This is a genomic window from Fluviicola sp. (assembly GCF_039596395.1).
Classification (GTDB): Bacteria; Bacteroidota; Bacteroidia; order Flavobacteriales_D; family Crocinitomicaceae; genus Fluviicola.
Genome location: NZ_JBCNJT010000002.1, coordinates 414,913 through 433,142 on the forward strand (window position 1 = coordinate 414,913; position 18,230 = coordinate 433,142).

Below are 18,230 nucleotides of genomic sequence, written 5' to 3' on the forward strand. Positions count from 1 at the left end.
TCTGTTTATTTCAAATGAATTCCCACACACAAACGTCCATACAGATTTCCGAACTCGCGATCTAAAGAAATGCTTGCTCCCACATCCGGACGAATTAGTAGATCCAGTTTTTCATTCATTGGAATGCGAGCTCCGATTCCCAATACCGGGCCTACAGAAAATCCAGGATTCCAGGAATCTTTCGTTGTTGTTTCCAATAATGGTTGGGAATAATCACTTAAAACTCCTCTCTTTTGGCCTGCTATCCCTACTGCCAGATTTCCACCAAGCTCAATAAACACCCATTTGATGTTAATCCTCATCACAATTGGAACCGTCAAATCCACATATGAACAATAATAGTCATACGGAGAACCAAAATGAGAAGGTTGTTCTGAATAGGACATCTCACTAAAATACTGGAAATCCAATCCGGTCCTGAACGAAACAATCTTATCGGGGTGAAAAACGTGATTCAACCCCAAACCACCTCCGAAAGAACCATCACCGATTCCGTGATTAACGGAAATATAATATTCGTTGAACAAGTTTTTTAAAGGCTGTTCCTTCTCTTGTGCAGAGCAAAAAAAGGAAAGAACAAGAACAACTAAAAACAAAGCGATTTTCATGAGGTGATTTTTATCCTATAATACCGGAAAACAAAAAAGGTTGTATCCCGTAAGACACAACCTTCCATAATCTCTATCAATGATCGTTTAACGGATAATTCCTGCTTCTAAAAGCGCTCGGTTATCCATTACGTTCAATTTCTTCTGTAAAGCCTGGCGGGATGCATTTGCGATGCTTCCTTTGATCTGGCTCAACATCTGCATTTTCTCTGCATCGTAGTTTTTCGCTGCCGGAGCTTTTACCGTTTTGTTTACACGGAATACATATACTCCCGACTGACCAACGGATGCCTTGGAAGACATTTTATCCTTGATCTTCCCGGAGAACAATGCTCCGACCAATTCCGGCTCGTAACCACCTCCCTGGATACTTGGAGATGCAAAGGTTACTTCCGCTTGTTTTACTTCTGTTTTCAATTTCTTAGCCAATGCTTCCAGGTTCGTAACAGATCCCATTTTCTTCAAAATGTAGTTTGCTTTTTTCTCATTCAAAGCATCTGTTCGCATTCTTTCGTAAGTATCAACCAATGCAGGAACTCCTTTTTCACGGATCGAAGAAACGATCGCGATGATCAAACGGTTATCGTCCTGGATAGGAGCTGAACACAAGTCACCTACTTCTGCTTCGTCGTTGTAAGCCAATTCCAAAATGGATTGTGCAGCCATCTTCGTAGTGAATCCCTGTACTTTCGGAGCTTCGTCAAACATACGTGCCGGTCTGGAGTAATATCCTTCTCTGCGCGCGATGGTATCGAACAAAATGATTTTATCCGTCACATCCTGCTTCTTGCTCAACTCACGGTCGATTTTGGAAAGCAAGTTGTAAGCTTTGTCTTTCAGGTCCATTTTTGTTTGTTCCGTTGGCAACAATGTTTTTTGAACAACTGCCAATACCGGGAATCTTGCATCGCTTTTTCTGTCCAACACTTCCATGATGTGGAATCCGAAATCCGTTTGAACCACTCCGATTGTTCCAACCGGTTTGCTCTTCGCGAAATCAGAGAATGGCGTTACCATTTCATAATCCATGAAATCTTCGTAAACTCCTCCTTTGTCTTTCGATCCCGGATCTTCCGAATATTTTTTCACGAATTCTTCGAAGTTGGAAGCGTTTACCACTTTCACCAAACTGTCGGCCAATTTCTTAGCGGAAGCAATTTTCTTGGTATCTCCTTTTTGAGCGCTGATCAAAATGTGACGTACTTTCATCACGTTGGAGTTGAAATCCATCACTTTCGCAATGCGGGTTGTTCCGTTATCGTTGTATGGCCCTACAATCTGACCAACTGTCGCTGTTTTGAATACGGTATCCATTGCAGCCGGGTAAGTCATTCCCTGGCGCGCTTTCGGATCTCCTTCCGGACGGAAAGTCATCATGTGACCGGAAGCATACATTCTCGGCAATTCGGATTTTTCCAAAATAAACAAGGAATCATTGGTAGATGCTGCGAATGCCTTTTTGATCGCAGTCATTTCCTTGTTGAATGCATTGGAATCCGATTTGGAAGGAACGATCGTTACATCGAAGTACTTCACGTCACGTCCTGCCATTACCTGGTATTTCGGTTTTTCTTTGTTTTTCTCGTAGAATGCGCGAACTTCTTTGTCAGAAATCTTCATCTGATCATCTGTAATATCGCGGTAAGCACCCATTACAAAAGAAACAGACTTCGATTCGTTCTTAGCCAAATATTCGTTCTTAGCTTCCAATTTCGTAACATAAGCTCCCTGGCCCAGGTACTGGAAGTATTTCTCCTGCATACGTTGCGTGCGGATCGCTTCTTTCGTTCTCTTCCACCCTTCGATTGCATTCGGGTCAGTTGATTTCTCCTGGTCCTGGATGTATTTTTCCAATTGGGAAGCATTGAATTGTCCGGTAGCAGGATCTGTAAATGCCTGTTGAATTTCCGGCAACAAGGTAAATCCTTCTTCTCCGTAAAGGAAAGAAGTGAATTCTTTTTCAGAAACCGCCAAACCAAGCGCTTCGTATTCGCCTTTTAAGATAATTTCATCTACGGCAGCAGACCATGCTTTGTCAGCGGATTGCTCCTGGTCTCTGTCTGTATATTCCTTTTGCTGTTGCTGGAACTGCTGTCTGTCAGACATTTCAAACTGACGCAATTTGGAATAATAAACTGCTGTATCTACCTCATTTCCGTCGATTGTACCTAGTGTACCTCTGTCAACTGAAGAGCCGATTTTATCAAATAATCCGGTAAGGATAAAAGTTAAAAGAGCTAAACCTGTGATACCTACAAGCAGGTAACGCATGTTTCTGATTCTACCGATGATTGCCATTCTATATTTTCTTTTAAGGGTGCGAATATAATCAGTTGAGCCGACTTTTTAAACCTTTCTACTTTTTTTTGTTGTTTCTGCCTCAATTATTTGTCTGAACGGATGCACTAAAACGTTTAATAAAGGTTAAAATCCGGCAAGGATAAAACCACAAGCCAAACTCTGTCGTAACTTGAAAAAAATTATCCATGAAACACCTCATTTTTTCCTTAGTTGTTACGCTTGTATCCGTAAGTGCTTGCGGTCAGAAAACAAAAACACCCGAAGCTGTCAAAAGTCCGAAAACAAGCAGCGAATTATCCAAATACCAGGTAGCTTACTTCGGAAGCGGCTGTTTTTGGTGCGTGGAAGCCATTTATGAATCGGTAAAAGGTGTTGCCGAAGTGGAAAGCGGGTATTCCGGAGGACATGTAGCAAACCCAACGTATGAGCAAGTGTGTACCGGCACAACCGGACATGCGGAAACCGTGAAAATCTATTACGATTCTACCGTTATTTCCTACGATGATTTATTGAAAGTCTTTTATGATTCCCACGATCCTACCACTTTGAACCGCCAGGGCCCGGATGCGGGAACACAATACCGCTCGGCTATTTTCTATCAAACCAATTATGAGCGCGATCATGCAAAAGCTTATATTGATGAATTACTGAAAGAGAAGAAATTCCCTAGAATCACAACAGAAGTAGTGAAATACACCGCCTTCTACAAAGCGGAGGAATACCATCAGAATTTTGAGTGCCGCAACCCGAATAACGGGTATGTTCAAGCTGTTTCACAGCCGAGACTGGAGCAGTTCAAGATCAAGGCCCCGGAAATGTTGAAAGAAGAAAAAAAATAATCAAACCCTGTGGGCATGCGATTAATCGCATGCCCACAGATCGATATGATTTTTCTTTTCAATTCAAATTCTCCAAATAATCTTCCACTTCTCTTACATGCACCATCGGGATGGAGCACAAACCGGCAGCGCAGACCGTTGCTTCTGCATCATCGGTATAGCGCACCAGTAAAAACGGGGAGCTTTGTTTCCGGAACAAATTCCAGTCGGCGGTTTTTGGAATAGTCAGTAAACGCACTTCCTGCTGGAAACGCAGCAATAGCAACGCCCAATTGGAATACCCGGAACCGTATTGCTCCATGCCATCAATCACGTTTTGAAGCATTTGTTTCGATTTTGCTTCGTAATCCAGGTTGTCTGTCAGCAGGGAAAGCGTGAGCAGATTATTTGCCATGATGCTGTTCGTTGCCGGAATTACATTGTCATTGATTTCCATTTTCCGTGCGATCAGATCGTGGTCATCGGCCGTGAAATAGAACATCCCCGAAACCTCATCGTAGAAGTGGTTCAGTGTGTATTTGCACAATTGTTGGGCAAATTCCAGATCTTCTTCGTCGGCAGTCAGCTGGTAAAGCGTCAGAAATGCCTGAATGGTTGTTGCATAATCATCCAAAAATCCGGTGATGAACGAACGCCCGTTTTGACGCGTATGGAATAATTGAAAATCTTCAGTCGCCTGGTATTTACGAATCCATTTAGCAATTTGCAACCCCAGTTTCAGGTACGCATGGTCTTCCGTTGCTTTAAATGCTTCCAGTAAACCTGTTAATGTCAAAGCATTCCAGGCTGTCAAACATTTGGTATCGGTAACCGGCGCAATGCGCTTTTTGCGAATATGCAATAAGGTGTCGAGTTGCGAACGAATCTTTGCCGGATCGATCTCCGGGTTGTTTTTACAAAACTCTTCCCAGGTTTCATTTCTAACCAGCACCCATTGCTGGTGTTCCCAATATCCTTTATTTCCCGGGTTGTAAAATTTCCAGAACCAGGAAGCTTCTTCACCCAATGCTGCTTCAATTTCTTCCTTCGTCCAGACATAGTATTTCCCTTCTACTCCTTCCGAATCGGCGTCCTGGGCGGCAAACAACCCTCCTTCTTCGCTTTGCATTTCGCGCTCCAGCCACCCGAGCGTCTGGTCCAAAACCCGTTTGTATTCCGGATTTTGCGTTTGCGTATACGCCTGTGCATACACGCTCATCAACTGTCCGTTGTCGTAAAGCATCTTTTCAAAATGCGGGATTTTCCACAACAAATCAACTGAATATCGCGAAAAACCACCGCCAACCTGGTCGTAAATGCCACCCAGGGCCATTTTGCGCAAGGTCAGGTTTACGTATTTCTGAACTTCTTCATTTTTCGTGAAAGCGCCATAGTGCAACAGGAATTCCAGGTTGCTCGGAAGCGGAAATTTCGGTGCGATCGTCGGGCCTCCTTCTACCATGTCCATACGTGGCTGCCACCTGCGAACCAGTTCCCACAACTTATTTTCCGGGAAAGGTTTCACTGGTTCGGCTACTGCAATCAAATCCGATTGCTGCACACCGTCTGCCAGTTCTCTGGCATATTCCAGCACTTTTGCGGGTTCGGCAGTATAGGTATGGTTCAGCGATTTCAAAACGTGCATCCATTGTTCCTTCGGAAAATAAGTTCCGCCGTAAATCGGTTGTCCGTTGGGAATGGTGAAACAATTCAGGGGCCATCCACCTCGCTGTGTCATTAATTGCACTGCAGTCATGTAAACCTGGTCCACATCCGGGCGTTCTTCCCGGTCGACCTTGATACACACAAAATGCTTGTTCATCAATGCAGCCACTTCTTCATCTTCGAAGCATTCGTGTTCCATCACGTGGCACCAGTGACAGGCAGAATAACCAACGGAAACCAGTACCAGTTTCCCTTCTTTTTCTGCTTTTTCAAAAGCTTCCTTCGACCAGGGAACCCAATTTACAGGGTTGTGAGCGTGCTGCTGCAGGTAAAGACTACTTTCGTGAATGAGTTCATTTGTGTATTGTTCCATGGATTAAAGGTACGAAAGTCGATCTAAAAACCGCACCATCACTATCTAAATAGACACATGTCTATCCGTATTTTTAAACACAGAAACCCTCAAATAATCCCCAAATCCGGGCAGATAATAAACAAACATTTGTCTTTTGCTTAATTGGATTAATTTTGTAGCTCAATTTTAACGGAAGTGAAGCAATTACAACCTTTTCATGTCCTTTTTTACCTTGCCGGAATCCTGGCATTGTTAACGGGCATCAGTTTTTTGGTAAAAGGAGATAAAATCGATCTTTTCGGAACGGAGATCCAGTTCCTCACATTCAATGATGCGTTGACACCTCCGAAACCGGTTGAAAAGAAGGATATCACCAATATCGTGAAGGTCGATACGGTGAACATCGAAAATGTTTCTGCGGACACTACAATTAAGAACACCTTCGAATCGGATGGAAAAATGGGCGCACCTGCCGGCGGAACATTATCTGCTGAAGCTGCCACAAGCCTGCAATTCAACGAAAAAGGCCAAAAAGAACTTCACGCATTCTTCGAAAAACTGGATGGTGCCGCAAAAGGAAAAAAAGTGCGCATTCTGCATTACGGGGATTCGCAAATTGAAGGCGACCGCATGACCTCGTACATTCGTCAACGTTTACAGTCACAGTTCGGCGGATTCGGGCCGGGAACGATTCCTGCCAAGAACGAATACAATACCATTACTTTCAAACAAACCTGCTCACCCAATTTTACCCGTTATACGGCTTTCGGAGGTGCCAGCCTGAAATCCAGGAAGTATGGTTCTATGAATACAGCAGCCCGTTTTACACCTGAAATGGACAGTGCACAAATGGCGCTTTCAACCACTGTTAAAGAAGCATTCATCGAGATAGAACCGACAAAAACGGCTTATTCCCGCGCAAGAACATACAACCACGCAAAAATGTTCTATACAAGCTGTCTGAAACCTTGTAAAATTAAAGTTTATAACGGAACCAACCTGATCCATGAAGACAGTTTGGAAAACGATGGGAAATACCACGTGCTTTCACTGGAATTCCCTTCAACGCCCGGAAAATTGCGTTACGAATTCTCTGCAACCGTCAGTCCTACAATCATCGGGTTTTCCCTGGAAAGTGATTACGGAGTATTTGTGGATAACATCGGGATGCGTGGTTCCAGCGGAACATTTTTCGGAAAGATCGATCACAACACCGCATCCAAAATGTACGCAGACCTGAATGTGGAAATGGTGATCATGCAATTCGGAGGAAACGGCGTTCCTTATATGAGCGATTCATCATCGGTTCGACGTTATGCCAAGCAGTTTAAGGGACAATTGTATACCGTGAAAAAATTGCGTCCGTCTGCCTCTATTATTGTAATCGGGCCAAGTGATATGTCCATGCAATCTGCAAACGGCCGTGTAACGTATAAAATGCTTCCGTTCCTGGTGCAGGAAATGACCAAAGTATCCAAAGAAGTGGGTGCTTGTTATTGGGACTTATTCAGTGCGATGGGTGGCGAAAATTCCATGCCGAGTTGGGTGGAAAAAGGCCTTGCCGGGAATGATTACATCCACTTCACGAACCGGGGAGCAAGTATTGCCTCGCAGCTTTTCTTCGATGCTTTTGCAGCGGAATATGTCAAATGGAAACAAGGAGCTAACTAAAAACGGCATGTTCGTTGCTCAAATGAAATATTGGATGAAGTTTAGTTTTTACACCGCATTGATTATTGCCTCATTGATTGCCTGTACGGGACAGTCACAGGTGGTAACCCTGCGCGAAAAAACGCCGCTCGACACTTACACTTATCCGCTTTTTCATCACCTGGACACGAACCTGAAACGCCAATATCCCTTTATCCATTTCGAAAACAACTGTTTCCGGTTTTACAGTCCGCAAAGTGCCAATTGGGAGCGCCTTTTCCAGGATTTCAGGAACATGGTTACCCGCAGGAACTGCAAACTGAATTTCTACCACATCGGCGGATCGCATTTGCAGGCAGATGTATACACACACGATATCCGCACTTACTTACAAACGCATTGGCCGGGAGTTCCCGGAGAGCGCGGATTGGTCTTTCCTTTCGACCTGGCACACACCAATAATCCCTGGAATTACGAGTTCCATTCCAAAAATCACTGGATCACCTACCGGAGTGTAAACTTCAATCGCCCGGAAGGAATTGAGTTCGGATTGATGGGAGCCGTGGTTGAAACAGCAGATTCGATTGTGGAAGTCCGGTTTAATTACGACAAAACGGACGTCAAGCCCGGGTTTACGAGATTGCGGATCTATCACAACAAGGGTGTTTTCCCGTATGAGTTGAATTTCGGGCCGGATGAAATCCTGATCGTGAACAAATTCCGCAACGAAACGCTGGGATATACGGAAACGGTCTTTACAGATCCCATAGATACTTTCAATGTTCAGTTCACCCGGTTGATTGCAGGCCCGTATCATTTACAGTTAAATGCCTTTCAGCTGAGCAATGCTTTTCCGGGGGTTTCCTACACCGCCATCGGGATCAACGGTGCCGGATTATACACCTACCTGGCGAATAAAGATTTTGAAGAACAATTGAAAGAATCACCACCGGATTTCTTTGCATTTTCCGTTGGAACGAATGACGCGAATGTTCCTTACGCTTCCTTCAACCCGGAAACCTACAGGAACAACCTGGAAGCCATGATGCTCAAAGTACTGGCGGCAAACCCCGAATGTGCCATTTTGCTCACTGTTCCGAATGATGCCGGTTACCGAAAGAAATACCTCAACAAAAATGTTGCCCGCCAGCGAGAAGTAATCATCGAGTTAGCCCGGAAATACCAGTGTCCCGTTTGGGATTTTTACGGAATTATGGGTGAATTGGGCTCTTCCAGGATTTGGAAAGCTCAGGGGCTGATGCGTGGAGATTTGGTTCACTTTACAGCACCCGGTTACCACCTGAAAGGCGATCTGTTCATAGACGCTTTTGAAAAGTGGCTGCAGCAAATGGAAAACAGAAAATACATCAATTAAAACTATACTTTAAAACCCTTTATGGAATCATTGCACCGCATTTTTAGTTTTACGCACATGTCAGCAGATGACCTGGCATTTAACCGGCTGGATTTCTGGATCTTTTTCCTGGCGTTCATGGTGCTGTTCAGCTTTTTGCACAAACACCAGCTGGTGCGAAGCATGTTCATTACGGTGGCAAGTTTATTCCTGTATTTCAAAACTTCCGGCTTTTTTGTAACGCTCCTGGCACTTTCGGTGGTGGTCAATTTCCTGTTGGGAAAATGGATTTTCCGGGTGGAAAACAAACTGGGACGTAAATGGATTATCGCTTTTTCCGCAACTTTCAATTTATTCTTCCTGGGATACTTCAAATATGCCCATTTCTTTACGGAGTCTTTCAACAAGATGTTCCACACCGATTACGAGATCTTCAACCAGTTTGCCCAGTGGGGAAATGGATTTTTCGGGGAAGGAACTTTTGAAACGATGATCTTGATGCCGGCTGGTGTGAGTTTCTTTACGTTCCAGTCGATCAGCTATGTCGTGGACATTTATCGCGAGGAAATCAAGCCGGTGAGAAACTTCTGGGATTACGCGTTTTATGTGACCTACTTCCCACACGTGCTCATGGGACCGATCGTTCGTGCACGCGATTTCATTCCGCAGATCTATCAGAAATTCAAACTGAGCCAACCGGAATTCAGCGCAGCGGTTTTCCTGATCATGAAAGGATTGTTTAAAAAGATCGTACTGGCAGATTTCATTGCAACACACTTTATCAATGCGATTGTAGACAACCCGGAAACTTACCCCGGATATTGGAGCGTGATTGCCATGTGGGGATATTCCCTGCAGATCTATGGCGATTTCTCCGGGTACACGGATATCGCGATCGGGATTTCCAAACTGATGGGCTTCGAATTACTTCCGAACTTCAACTCTCCGTACAAAGCAAACAGTGTTGCGGATTTCTGGAGAAGGTGGCACAAATCACTGGGTTCCTGGCTGCGCGATTACTTATACATTCCGCTTGGAGGAAACAAAAAGGGAACTGTCGGAACGTTCATCGCGATCATTGTCATTTTCGTTTTCCTGATCTTCATTACCGGCTGGTTTGAGCTGATCTTTGTATATGTCGGTTTAATGAGCTTATACGGAATTGCGATCCTGATCAGTCCGAAAGTGAAAACCTTCATGTACCGTGATTTGAACCTGCTAATTACCATGATTCTCGGCGGATTGTGGCACGGAGCTTCGCAAAACTTCGTGATCTGGGGAGCTATGAACGGAATGGCGCTGGTGATTTACAATCACTGGAAAAAGGTTTCGCCTTACGAAAAGAGTTCGTGGTGGATCGTGCATTTTTGGAAGATCCTGCTGACTTTCAACTTCATTACATTTACAAGGATCTGGTTCCGCTTGAAAACAGAAGGAGCTCCGACCAAAATGCTGGACCGTATTTTCAATCATTTCGATTATAAGGGCGAAACTTTCCAGACGCTGATCAATACGTATTATCCGGCATTGCTGATTATGCTGCTTGGATTCTTCCTGCACTGGATGCCTCAGAGATGGAAAGATTTTATGGTGGGAGCGTTCATAAAAACGCATTACGCCGTACAAATGTTAATCATTGCTATTTTCGTAGTGATCTTGTACCAGGCCGCTTCCAATTCCTTCCAACCTTTCGTATATTTGGAGTTCTAAAACAAGTTCAAAAGGGTTCAAAGAGTTGAAAAGGTTCAAAAACTTATTCCCTTTCGGTTTGAACTTTGAACAATTGAACATTTTAAACTTTTGAGCATGTTACCAGAGGTTCACTTTCAGGATTTGGGGCTAATTGATTACCAGGAGGCCTGGGATTATCAGGAAAAGCTTTTCGGTGAAACCATTGCTTTGAAAATCGAGCGCAGGAACGAAACCAGCACGGAAGAAACCAAAAATCACCTGTTGTTTTGCGAGCATCCGCATGTGTTTACTTTAGGGAAAAGCGGTACGGAAGACCATTTACTCTTGAACGAAACCGGCCTGGAAGAGCACGACGCCAAATTCTATAAGATCAATCGCGGGGGCGATATTACGTATCACGGACCCGGACAATTGGTGGCTTACCCGCTTTTAGACCTCGATTATTTCTTCACGGATATCCACAAATACATGCGTTACCTGGAAGAAGCCGTTATCCAGGTGCTGGCACATTACGGAATCAAGGGAGAACGTTCACAGGGATTCACCGGCGTTTGGATCGATCCGGAATTGCCTACTGCCCGAAAGATCTGTGCTATGGGCGTTAAATCATCGCGCTGGGTGACCATGCACGGGATCGGTTTCAATATCAATTCCAATCTTTCTTATTTTTCTCACATTGTGCCTTGCGGAATTGAAGATAAATCTGTAACTTCCTTGCAACAGGAACTTGGTAGAGCTGTTGATATGCAGGAAGTAAAAGACCTCTTAAAGGAAAAACTAGCCTCCCAATTCGGATTCACTTACGCACAATAGTCATGAAACGCACCTTGCTCAAATGGTTAAAACGAATCGGCTGGTTTGTCTTAATCCTCTTTTTATCTGTCAATATTTTCATTCTTCTAAGCGGCCGTTTTTACCTCTACAAAGGCATTTACTACACTTATTTGCAGGGAGAAACTTCGCCCACGATCTACGACCTGAATAAATTCTACAACGCAACGGTAAAAGCTCCGAAAAAAAGCGAACCCTGGAAGTTCGATCTGGTGAAAGGCGAACCACTCGGCAAAGAAGACCTGAAATATATGGATACGTGGATGACCTCTTCGTTCCTGGTCGTGAAAAATAATCAGGTTATTTACGAGCATTATTGGGATGAACACCATCCGGAAACGGTTTCCAATTCCTTTTCTGCCGCAAAAACGGTGGTGAGTATCCTGATCGGAATCGCGCACGAAGAAGGCGCTATCAAAAGCCTCGACGAACCGGTTTATCAATATATTCCGGAGTTTACAGGGAAAGGGAAAGAAAAAATCACCATTCGTCACCTGCTTGCCATGGCCTCGGGACTCGACTGGACGGAAAGCGGGAAGAATCCCTTGTCGGAAAATGCCGAATCTTATTACGGCTGGGATCTGAGAGGATTGGTTACGCGTCAGCATGTGGAACGTGCTCCGGGAAAAGAATTCATCTACCAAAGCGGGAATTCCCAACTGCTTGCTTTTATTCTTGAAAAAGCAACCGGAAAAGACCTGGCACAATATGCTTCCGAGAAATTATGGCAGCCTATGGGCGCCGAATCGGATGCATTCTGGAGTCTGGACAAGAAAAGCGGGGACGAAAAAGCATTCTGCTGTTTGTACAGCACCACCCGCGACTTTGCACGCATCGGGAAAGTATTGGCCAATCATGGAAAATGGAACGACAAACAGGTAATTCCTGCTTCCTATTTTGATGAAATGGTTAAAAACCCGGTCATGTCAACGGAAGAAGGTGTTCCGAATACACGCTACGGATTGCATATCTGGACCTACATCAGTAACGGGCACCCGGTTTATTACTGCCGCGGAATCAAGGGCCAGTACATCATTGCTATCCCGGATGAACAACTCATCGTGGTACGTACCGGGCATAAACGCGCGCCGGATACAGATCCGAAAATCCTGGAAACCGAAAATACACAGGCAAACCGGGAGAAAATCGGCCATCCGTCCGACTTGTTCGAATACATCCGCATGGGAAGAAGCATAGCGGCTGCAAACAAATGATTACTTTCATGCCCGCAAACAACCGGGCAATGAAGTACTGATGGACCGCAAAAATTATACGAAATATTATTTTCCGCTCTTTTTCATCCTTTTGGGTTTTGTCCTGAAGGGATTATTCCTCGGCTCCAATTCCCTGGGCGGCGATGAACCGTTCAGTGTGTATCATTCACGGCAATCATTGGATCATCTTTTTAGTGTTTTCCAGAGTGAGAACAATCCGCCGCTGCATTTCCTGGTATTGCATTATTGGATCAGGATGTTCGGTATTTCTGAACTTTCGGTGCGGATGCCTTCACTGATTTTCAGTGCTTTTACGGTATTGTTTATCTACCGGATCGGGTTGCGATTCTTCAACCTGCGCGTGGCGGTTATTGCCTCCATCCTGTTTACTTTCTCCACTTACCAGGTCCTGTATGCACACGAAGCAAGAGCTTACGCACTCATGGGTTTCCTTACCTCCGTTTCCATGTACTACTACCTGGAAATCATCCATTCGAAAAACAGCAATCGCTGGAAATTATGCTGGTTCTTCCTGGCAAACACCTTATTGATCTACACACACTTTTTCGGGTTTTTCATCCTGTTCATTCAATTCTTCTTTATCCTTTTCCAACGGAAATTACTCCGCGAGTATTACCGCTTCCTGATTTTGTTCGTAGTAGTTATGCTCATCGCTTATTCGCCCTATATCTGGACAGTTCTAAACCGTTTCTCCAGTTCTGCCGGCGGAACCTGGGTAGCGCCTCCAAGCGGGATGAATGCACTTTATGAAATGTTGCGGGCGTTTAGCAATGCACCGGTAACCGCTGTGTTTACACTTGCAGGAATGGTTGCTGGGTTGATTATTTTAGTTGTAAAACGCAAACAAAATCCCAACCGGCTGGCAACCAGACTCATTCTCTGCTGGTTCTACATTCCGTTCTTATTCATGTTTGTGATCTCGTTTTGGATTCCCATGTTCCTGGACCGCTACCTGATGTTTATTGCCGTCGGTTTCCCGGTTCTGGTAGCTGTTTCCACAGATTTCATCATTCAAAAGCCGAAACTAAGACTCCTGATTCCGGGATTTATCTGTTTATTGTTTATCGTTACTGTAAAACCTGATAAGACCAACAAACGCGAAGTGAGGCAAACGGTTCAGTTGGTCAAACAACTGGAAAATAAAGAAACACTTGTTTTGGTTGTCCCGGTTCATTTCTCACTCAACTTCATTTATTATTATGACCGGAATCTGTTCAAGCTTCCCGATATGGAATTGGTCCAACGGAAATTGAGTAAACGAAACCTTTACTGCATCAACAGCCTGGAATGGATCGATTACAAAGCTGCAAAACGCATTGTTCTGGTAGACGCCGCCAGTAATTTCTCCGCTCCTAACAACAACATTCTGAACACATTGAATGCCGGATTCAATCAAACGAATAAGCACCACATCGAAGAAATTTTCGACATCTACGAGTTCGAAGCCAAATAAACAATCCATCCCGAACGTTGAAGGAGGAGATAGCCAACAAATGATTAACTTTGCAATCCAAAATAAGTTGAAGCCATGCGCGAAGAATTAAAAGGTCCCGTAGTTGAAAATGTAAAAGTGGTAGTTGTGCCCGAAATCAATGAAGAAGGCGGAACACAGCATTATGTCTACCTGTTGAATTTACGTGACGACATCATGGAAGGAATTATCATTACCAGTCGTGGGTATGGCGAAGATGTGAACACCGGTGAGAAAATCAAAACCTCTACTTTACGTCATTCCCTGGAAGTACTTTTACCGAATGAAGCGGCGAAAATCGAACCGATTATGGAAGAGGTTTTCGGGCTTACCAACGAATACTGGGTTTCATTTTGGGCAGACGATGTGATGTACGACAAGCGTTTTATCTTCCTTCCGGAAACGATCAATGAAAAGAATATGACTACTATCCCGAAATTGGGTGGAAAAGGGGTGATGATCGGATGATTGGACTTCAGGATATCAGGACTTTAGGATATTAGGACATTAGGATATTAAGACATTAGGATATTAAGACTTTGAAAATAGAAAGCCCGGTGAATTTCACCGGGCTTTCTTATATTAATATAAGTCCAGAAGTCTTAAGGTCTTAAAATCCTGATACCTCTTAAAGCGTTCCACGCTTTTCCTGCTCTCTTTCAATGGATTCGAACAAAGCTTTGAAGTTTCCTGCTCCGAACCCTCTTGCTCCCATTCGCTGAATCACTTCGAAGAAAACAGTCGGACGGTCTTCTACCGGTTTTGTAAAGATCTGCAGCAAATAACCTTCGTCATCCGCATCGATCATAATTCCCAGTTTCTGCAACTCGTTGATATCTTCCTTGAATTTGTTCATGTGGTCTTTCAAACGCTCCGGAATTGCATCGTAATATGCCTGAGGAGGTGTTGATAAGAACTCCACCCCGCGGGAACGCATATCCGCTACCGTTTGGATGATATCGTCTGTTGCCACTGCAAGGTGCTGAACTCCTTCTCCTTCGTAAAAATCAATGTATTCTTCGATTTGAGAACGTTTTTTTCCTTCCGCCGGTTCGTTGATCGGGAATTTAATACGTCCGTTCCCGTTCGACATTACTTTCGACATCAAAGCAGAATACTCGGTAGTGATCTGTTTGTCATCGAATGACAGGAAGTTTACGAATCCCATGATATCTTCGAACCATTTTACTGCTTCGTTCATTCTGTTCCACCCGGTATTTCCTACCATGTGGTCAATGAATTTCAATCCAACCGGAGCCGGATTGTAAGCTGTTTTATGCTCTACATAACCCGGAAGGAAAATTCCCGTGTAATTTTTGCGCTCCACGAAAACGAAAACCGTTTCACCGTAAGCCCCGTAAATTCCGGAACGAACCACCTCTCCGTGTTCGTCTGATTCAACCATCGGCTCAAAGAAAGACTTCGCTCCTCTTTTGGTTGTTTCTTCGTATGATTTTCTGGCATCTTCTACCCAAAGCGCGATCACTTTTACTCCGTCACCGTGTTTTTTCACGTGTTCCCCGATCGGTGAATCGCTCTTCAATGCAGTTGTAAGTACAATGCGGATCTTGTCTTGTTTCAATACATAAGAAGCGCGGTCTTTCACACCTGTTTCCAATCCAGCGTAAGCCAAATCCTGGAAACCGAATGCTGTTTTATAATAGTGAGCCGCCTGTTTCGCGTTACCTACATAAAACTCCACGTAATCAGTTCCCAGCAAAGGTAAAAAGTCTTGTGCGCCTTCAAAAATTTTCTCTAATCCGTATTCTACGTTTTTAATTTCGTTACTCATATTTTTTATTTAAATGTTTTACATTTCTCCCCTTGAGGGGAGATTAAGAGGGGTGGTAGCCATCCCCCTTTGTCCCCCTTTAAAGGGGGAAACAATGTTACTTATCCAGCCAACTTGTTGCGTAGGAATCGTCTTCCATATCAACAGCCGCCTGTGTTAATTTTAATGGTCTGAAAGTATCTACCATCACGGCAAGTTCTTTCGTTTCTGTTTGCCCGATACTTCTTTCGTAAGCTCCCGGATGCGGCCCGTGAGGAATTCCACCCGGATGCAGGGAAATGTATCCTTTCTCCACGTGGTTTCTGCTCATAAAGTCACCGTCTACATAATACAGCAACTCATCGGAATCGATATTACTGTGGTTGTAAGGTGCAGGAATGGAAAGCGGATGATAATCGTACATTCTCGGAACGAATGAGCAAACCACGAAATTGTGTGCCTCAAACGTTTGGTGCACCGGCGGTGGCTGGTGAACTCGTCCGGTAATCGGTTCGAAATCATGGATCGAAAAAGCATACGGGAAATTGTACCCATCCCAGCCTACTACGTCGAACGGATGCGAAGCATATTCCAATTCGTGCAGCATGTTCTCTTTTTTGATCTTGATGATGAAGCTTCCCAGTTCATCGTGCGTTTCCAGTTCGGTCGGTCCTCTGAAATCGCGTTCACAGAACGGAGAATGCTCCAGCAACTGTCCGAACTTATTGCGGTAATTGCGCGGAGTTAAGATCGGGGAAAACGATTCTACAATGAACAAGCGGTTTTTCTCTGTTTCAAACTCCATCTGGTAGATCATTCCGCGTGGAATAACCAGGTAATCCCCGTAACTGAACGGAATGTTCCCAAGCATCGTTCGCAATTTTCCGCTTCCTTCGTGGATGAAGATTACTTCATCGGCATCTGCATTCTTATAAAAATAGGTCTGCATCGACTTTTTAGGTGCTGCAAGCGCAATATTCAGGTCATTATTGAACAACACGATTTCGCGGGAATCCAGAAAATCATCTTTGGGCGCCACATTATACCCTTTCAGCATGCGTGAAGTAATGTTCTTATTCACTGCAGGAACCGGGGTCAAATCTTTCAATTCCTTCACGGATCTAACCATTGTCGGACGATGTACATGGTACAACAAGGAAGAAAAACCGTGGAATCCTTCCGTACCGAACAATTGTTCGTAGTACAAATCACCGGATTCCTTTCGGAATTGAGTATGTCTTTTAGGAGGAATTTTCCCCAAATGATAGTAAAAAGGCATGTTTCTTTATTTAGTTTTTAACAATTCGACGATAACAGGGAATACCTGCTCATTCGGGTTTCCGAATAAGTAACCACATGAGTTTTAGCATCAATTCCAACCACATAGTATCTGAAAGTTACACAAAAATACCGACAAAAAGGGAACTAAAAAATGAGAATTGTCAGTTTTTAACCGAAAGTGAAAACTTTCATTCCATTGAAAAAAAAGTATATTTGCGCTCAAATCGCACCCCATGAAAAAAATTCTGGTTTTAGGTTCCTGCGGACAAATTGGTACTGAGCTGGTATTGGCACTGAGAGAGAAATTTGGTGCTCAAAACGTTGTCGCTGCTGATTTAAAAGATGAATGTCCCGATAACCTTGCAAACGGACCATATATCCAATTGGATGCTTTGAATAAAGAGTTGGTTCGTTCCTATATTATCGAACAACAATTCTCCGACGTTTACCTGTTGGCCGCATTGCTTTCGGCTACGGCAGAGAAAAACCCGGATTTTGCATGGAAACTGAACATGGAAAGCCTGTTCATTATTTTGGATCTTGCCAAGGAAGGGCATATTTCCAAAATTTTCTGGCCTTCATCGATTGCGGTTTTCGGACCTACAACACCACGAAACCATACTCCGCAATTCACCGTGATGGAACCAAGTACAGTTTACGGGATCTCCAAACAAGCCGGGGAAAGATGGTGCGAATATTACTTCAATAAATTCGGTGTGGATGTACGCAGTATCCGTTACCCGGGACTGATTTCCTACAAAAGTCTTCCGGGCGGCGGTACAACGGATTATGCGGTAGACATTTATTATAAGGCAAAGGCAGGAGAGCATTTCACCTGTTTCCTGAAAGAAGATACGGCGTTGCCGATGATGTTTATGGATGATGCGATCCGTGCCACGATTGAACTGATGGAAGCACCTGCTGAAAAAGTGAAAATCCGTTCCAGCTATAACCTTTCCGCACTGAGCTTTACACCGAAACAAATTTTTGAAAGCATTAAGAAGGTAGTTCCTTCTTTTACAATTAGTTACGATCCGGATTTCAGACAGGCAATCGCTGATTCCTGGCCTGCTTCTATTGATGACTCAGCCGCACGCGAAAATTGGGGTTGGGAAGAACGTTATGATTTAGACAAAACGACCCGTGAAATGTTAAATAACTTATAGTTAGAGTTTAAAAAAATCAAACTGTTCATTGT

14 protein-coding genes are annotated in these 18,230 nt (G+C 44.0%); 9 read left to right on the plus strand and 5 right to left on the minus strand.

Annotated features, from left to right (window positions below):
• Nucleotides 1-5: 5 nt before the first annotated feature.
• Nucleotides 6-608 carry a hypothetical protein gene (locus ABDW02_RS10830; protein WP_343634573.1) on the minus strand — a complete coding sequence of 201 codons (603 nt, stop codon included), beginning with the start codon at nucleotides 606-608 and terminating at the stop codon, nucleotides 6-8.
• An 87-nt stretch (nucleotides 609-695) separates the two neighbouring features.
• Nucleotides 696-2,906 (minus strand): peptidylprolyl isomerase, encoded by a 2,211-nt coding sequence (locus ABDW02_RS10835; RefSeq protein ID WP_343634574.1) that lies wholly within the window; start codon nucleotides 2,904-2,906, stop codon nucleotides 696-698.
• 188 nt (nucleotides 2,907-3,094) lie between these two features.
• Here ABDW02_RS10835 and msrA point away from each other — a divergent pair, with 188 nt between their 5' ends.
• Nucleotides 3,095-3,748 carry a peptide-methionine (S)-S-oxide reductase MsrA gene (gene msrA, locus ABDW02_RS10840; RefSeq protein WP_343634575.1) on the plus strand — a complete coding sequence of 218 codons (654 nt, stop codon included), beginning with the start codon at nucleotides 3,095-3,097 and terminating at the stop codon, nucleotides 3,746-3,748.
• 58 nt (nucleotides 3,749-3,806) lie between these two features.
• On the opposite strand, the gene ABDW02_RS10845 is transcribed toward msrA, so the two are convergent.
• Nucleotides 3,807-5,765 carry a thioredoxin domain-containing protein gene (locus ABDW02_RS10845; RefSeq protein WP_343634576.1) on the minus strand — a complete coding sequence of 653 codons (1,959 nt, stop codon included), beginning with the start codon at nucleotides 5,763-5,765 and terminating at the stop codon, nucleotides 3,807-3,809.
• 177 nt (nucleotides 5,766-5,942) lie between these two features.
• On the opposite strand from ABDW02_RS10845, the gene ABDW02_RS10850 reads away from it, so the two are divergent.
• The 7 genes from ABDW02_RS10850 to ABDW02_RS10880 all read left to right on the plus strand — a co-directional run bounded on the left by ABDW02_RS10850 (nucleotide 5,943) and on the right by ABDW02_RS10880 (nucleotide 14,448).
• Entirely contained in the window at nucleotides 5,943-7,418 is a 1,476-nt protein-coding gene (locus ABDW02_RS10850; RefSeq protein WP_343634577.1) for a hypothetical protein, read from the plus strand.
• Between the two features lie 34 nt (nucleotides 7,419-7,452).
• The gene (locus tag ABDW02_RS10855) at nucleotides 7,453-8,772 is read left to right on the plus strand and encodes a GDSL-type esterase/lipase family protein (protein ID WP_343634578.1); all 1,320 of its coding nucleotides are present in this window, start codon (nucleotides 7,453-7,455) and stop codon (nucleotides 8,770-8,772) included.
• A gap of 21 nt (nucleotides 8,773-8,793) precedes the next feature.
• On the plus strand, nucleotides 8,794-10,461 hold the full coding sequence (locus tag ABDW02_RS10860) for an MBOAT family O-acyltransferase (RefSeq protein ID WP_343634579.1): 1,668 nt from the start codon (nucleotides 8,794-8,796) through the stop codon (nucleotides 10,459-10,461).
• Nucleotides 10,462-10,557: 96 nt separating this feature from the next.
• Nucleotides 10,558-11,256: a lipoyl(octanoyl) transferase LipB gene (gene lipB, locus ABDW02_RS10865; RefSeq protein ID WP_343634580.1), complete on the plus strand. Its 699-nt coding sequence runs from the start codon at nucleotides 10,558-10,560 to the stop codon at nucleotides 11,254-11,256.
• 2 nt (nucleotides 11,257-11,258) lie between these two features.
• Nucleotides 11,259-12,488, plus strand: a complete 1,230-nt coding sequence (locus ABDW02_RS10870) for a serine hydrolase (protein ID WP_343634581.1) — start codon at nucleotides 11,259-11,261, stop codon at nucleotides 12,486-12,488.
• 40 nt (nucleotides 12,489-12,528) lie between these two features.
• A complete protein-coding gene (locus ABDW02_RS10875) occupies nucleotides 12,529-13,962 on the plus strand; it encodes a glycosyltransferase family 39 protein (RefSeq protein WP_343634582.1) in 1,434 nt (477 codons plus the stop codon).
• Nucleotides 13,963-14,037: 75 nt separating this feature from the next.
• On the plus strand, nucleotides 14,038-14,448 hold the full coding sequence (locus ABDW02_RS10880; RefSeq protein ID WP_343634583.1) for a hypothetical protein: 411 nt from the start codon (nucleotides 14,038-14,040) through the stop codon (nucleotides 14,446-14,448).
• Nucleotides 14,449-14,608: 160 nt separating this feature from the next.
• On the opposite strand, the gene hppD is transcribed toward ABDW02_RS10880, so the two are convergent.
• Both hppD and ABDW02_RS10890 read right to left on the minus strand, forming a co-directional pair.
• Complete coding sequence (gene hppD / locus ABDW02_RS10885) at nucleotides 14,609-15,772, minus strand: 4-hydroxyphenylpyruvate dioxygenase (protein ID WP_343634584.1); 1,164 nt, start codon at nucleotides 15,770-15,772, stop codon at nucleotides 14,609-14,611.
• 97 nt (nucleotides 15,773-15,869) lie between these two features.
• On the minus strand, nucleotides 15,870-17,030 hold the full coding sequence (locus tag ABDW02_RS10890) for a homogentisate 1,2-dioxygenase (protein ID WP_343634585.1): 1,161 nt from the start codon (nucleotides 17,028-17,030) through the stop codon (nucleotides 15,870-15,872).
• Between the two features lie 235 nt (nucleotides 17,031-17,265).
• Between ABDW02_RS10890 and ABDW02_RS10895 the strand changes: the two genes are divergently transcribed.
• Entirely contained in the window at nucleotides 17,266-18,198 is a 933-nt protein-coding gene (locus ABDW02_RS10895; RefSeq protein WP_343634586.1) for an NAD-dependent epimerase/dehydratase family protein, read from the plus strand.
• Nucleotides 18,199-18,230 lie beyond the last annotated feature (32 nt).

What these genes read in the sequence shown, in the direction of transcription:
- ABDW02_RS10855 (WP_343634578.1), top strand. Translation starts at nt 7,453, where the DNA reads ATGAAGTTTAGTTTTTACACCGCATTGATTATTGCCTCATTGATTGCC.
- ABDW02_RS10880 (WP_343634583.1), top strand. Translation starts at nt 14,038, where the DNA reads ATGCGCGAAGAATTAAAAGGTCCCGTAGTTGAAAATGTAAAAGTGGTA.
- ABDW02_RS10870 (WP_343634581.1), top strand. Translation starts at nt 11,259, where the DNA reads ATGAAACGCACCTTGCTCAAATGGTTAAAACGAATCGGCTGGTTTGTC.
- hppD (WP_343634584.1), bottom strand. Translation starts at nt 15,772, where the DNA reads ATGAGTAACGAAATTAAAAACGTAGAATACGGATTAGAGAAAATTTTT.
- msrA (WP_343634575.1), top strand. Translation starts at nt 3,095, where the DNA reads ATGAAACACCTCATTTTTTCCTTAGTTGTTACGCTTGTATCCGTAAGT.
- ABDW02_RS10835 (WP_343634574.1), bottom strand. Translation starts at nt 2,906, where the DNA reads ATGGCAATCATCGGTAGAATCAGAAACATGCGTTACCTGCTTGTAGGT.
- lipB (WP_343634580.1), top strand. Translation starts at nt 10,558, where the DNA reads ATGTTACCAGAGGTTCACTTTCAGGATTTGGGGCTAATTGATTACCAG.
- ABDW02_RS10890 (WP_343634585.1), bottom strand. Translation starts at nt 17,030, where the DNA reads ATGCCTTTTTACTATCATTTGGGGAAAATTCCTCCTAAAAGACATACT.
- ABDW02_RS10875 (WP_343634582.1), top strand. Translation starts at nt 12,529, where the DNA reads ATGGACCGCAAAAATTATACGAAATATTATTTTCCGCTCTTTTTCATC.
- ABDW02_RS10845 (WP_343634576.1), bottom strand. Translation starts at nt 5,765, where the DNA reads ATGGAACAATACACAAATGAACTCATTCACGAAAGTAGTCTTTACCTG.
- ABDW02_RS10860 (WP_343634579.1), top strand. Translation starts at nt 8,794, where the DNA reads ATGGAATCATTGCACCGCATTTTTAGTTTTACGCACATGTCAGCAGAT.
- ABDW02_RS10895 (WP_343634586.1), top strand. Translation starts at nt 17,266, where the DNA reads ATGAAAAAAATTCTGGTTTTAGGTTCCTGCGGACAAATTGGTACTGAG.
- ABDW02_RS10830 (WP_343634573.1), bottom strand. Translation starts at nt 608, where the DNA reads ATGAAAATCGCTTTGTTTTTAGTTGTTCTTGTTCTTTCCTTTTTTTGC.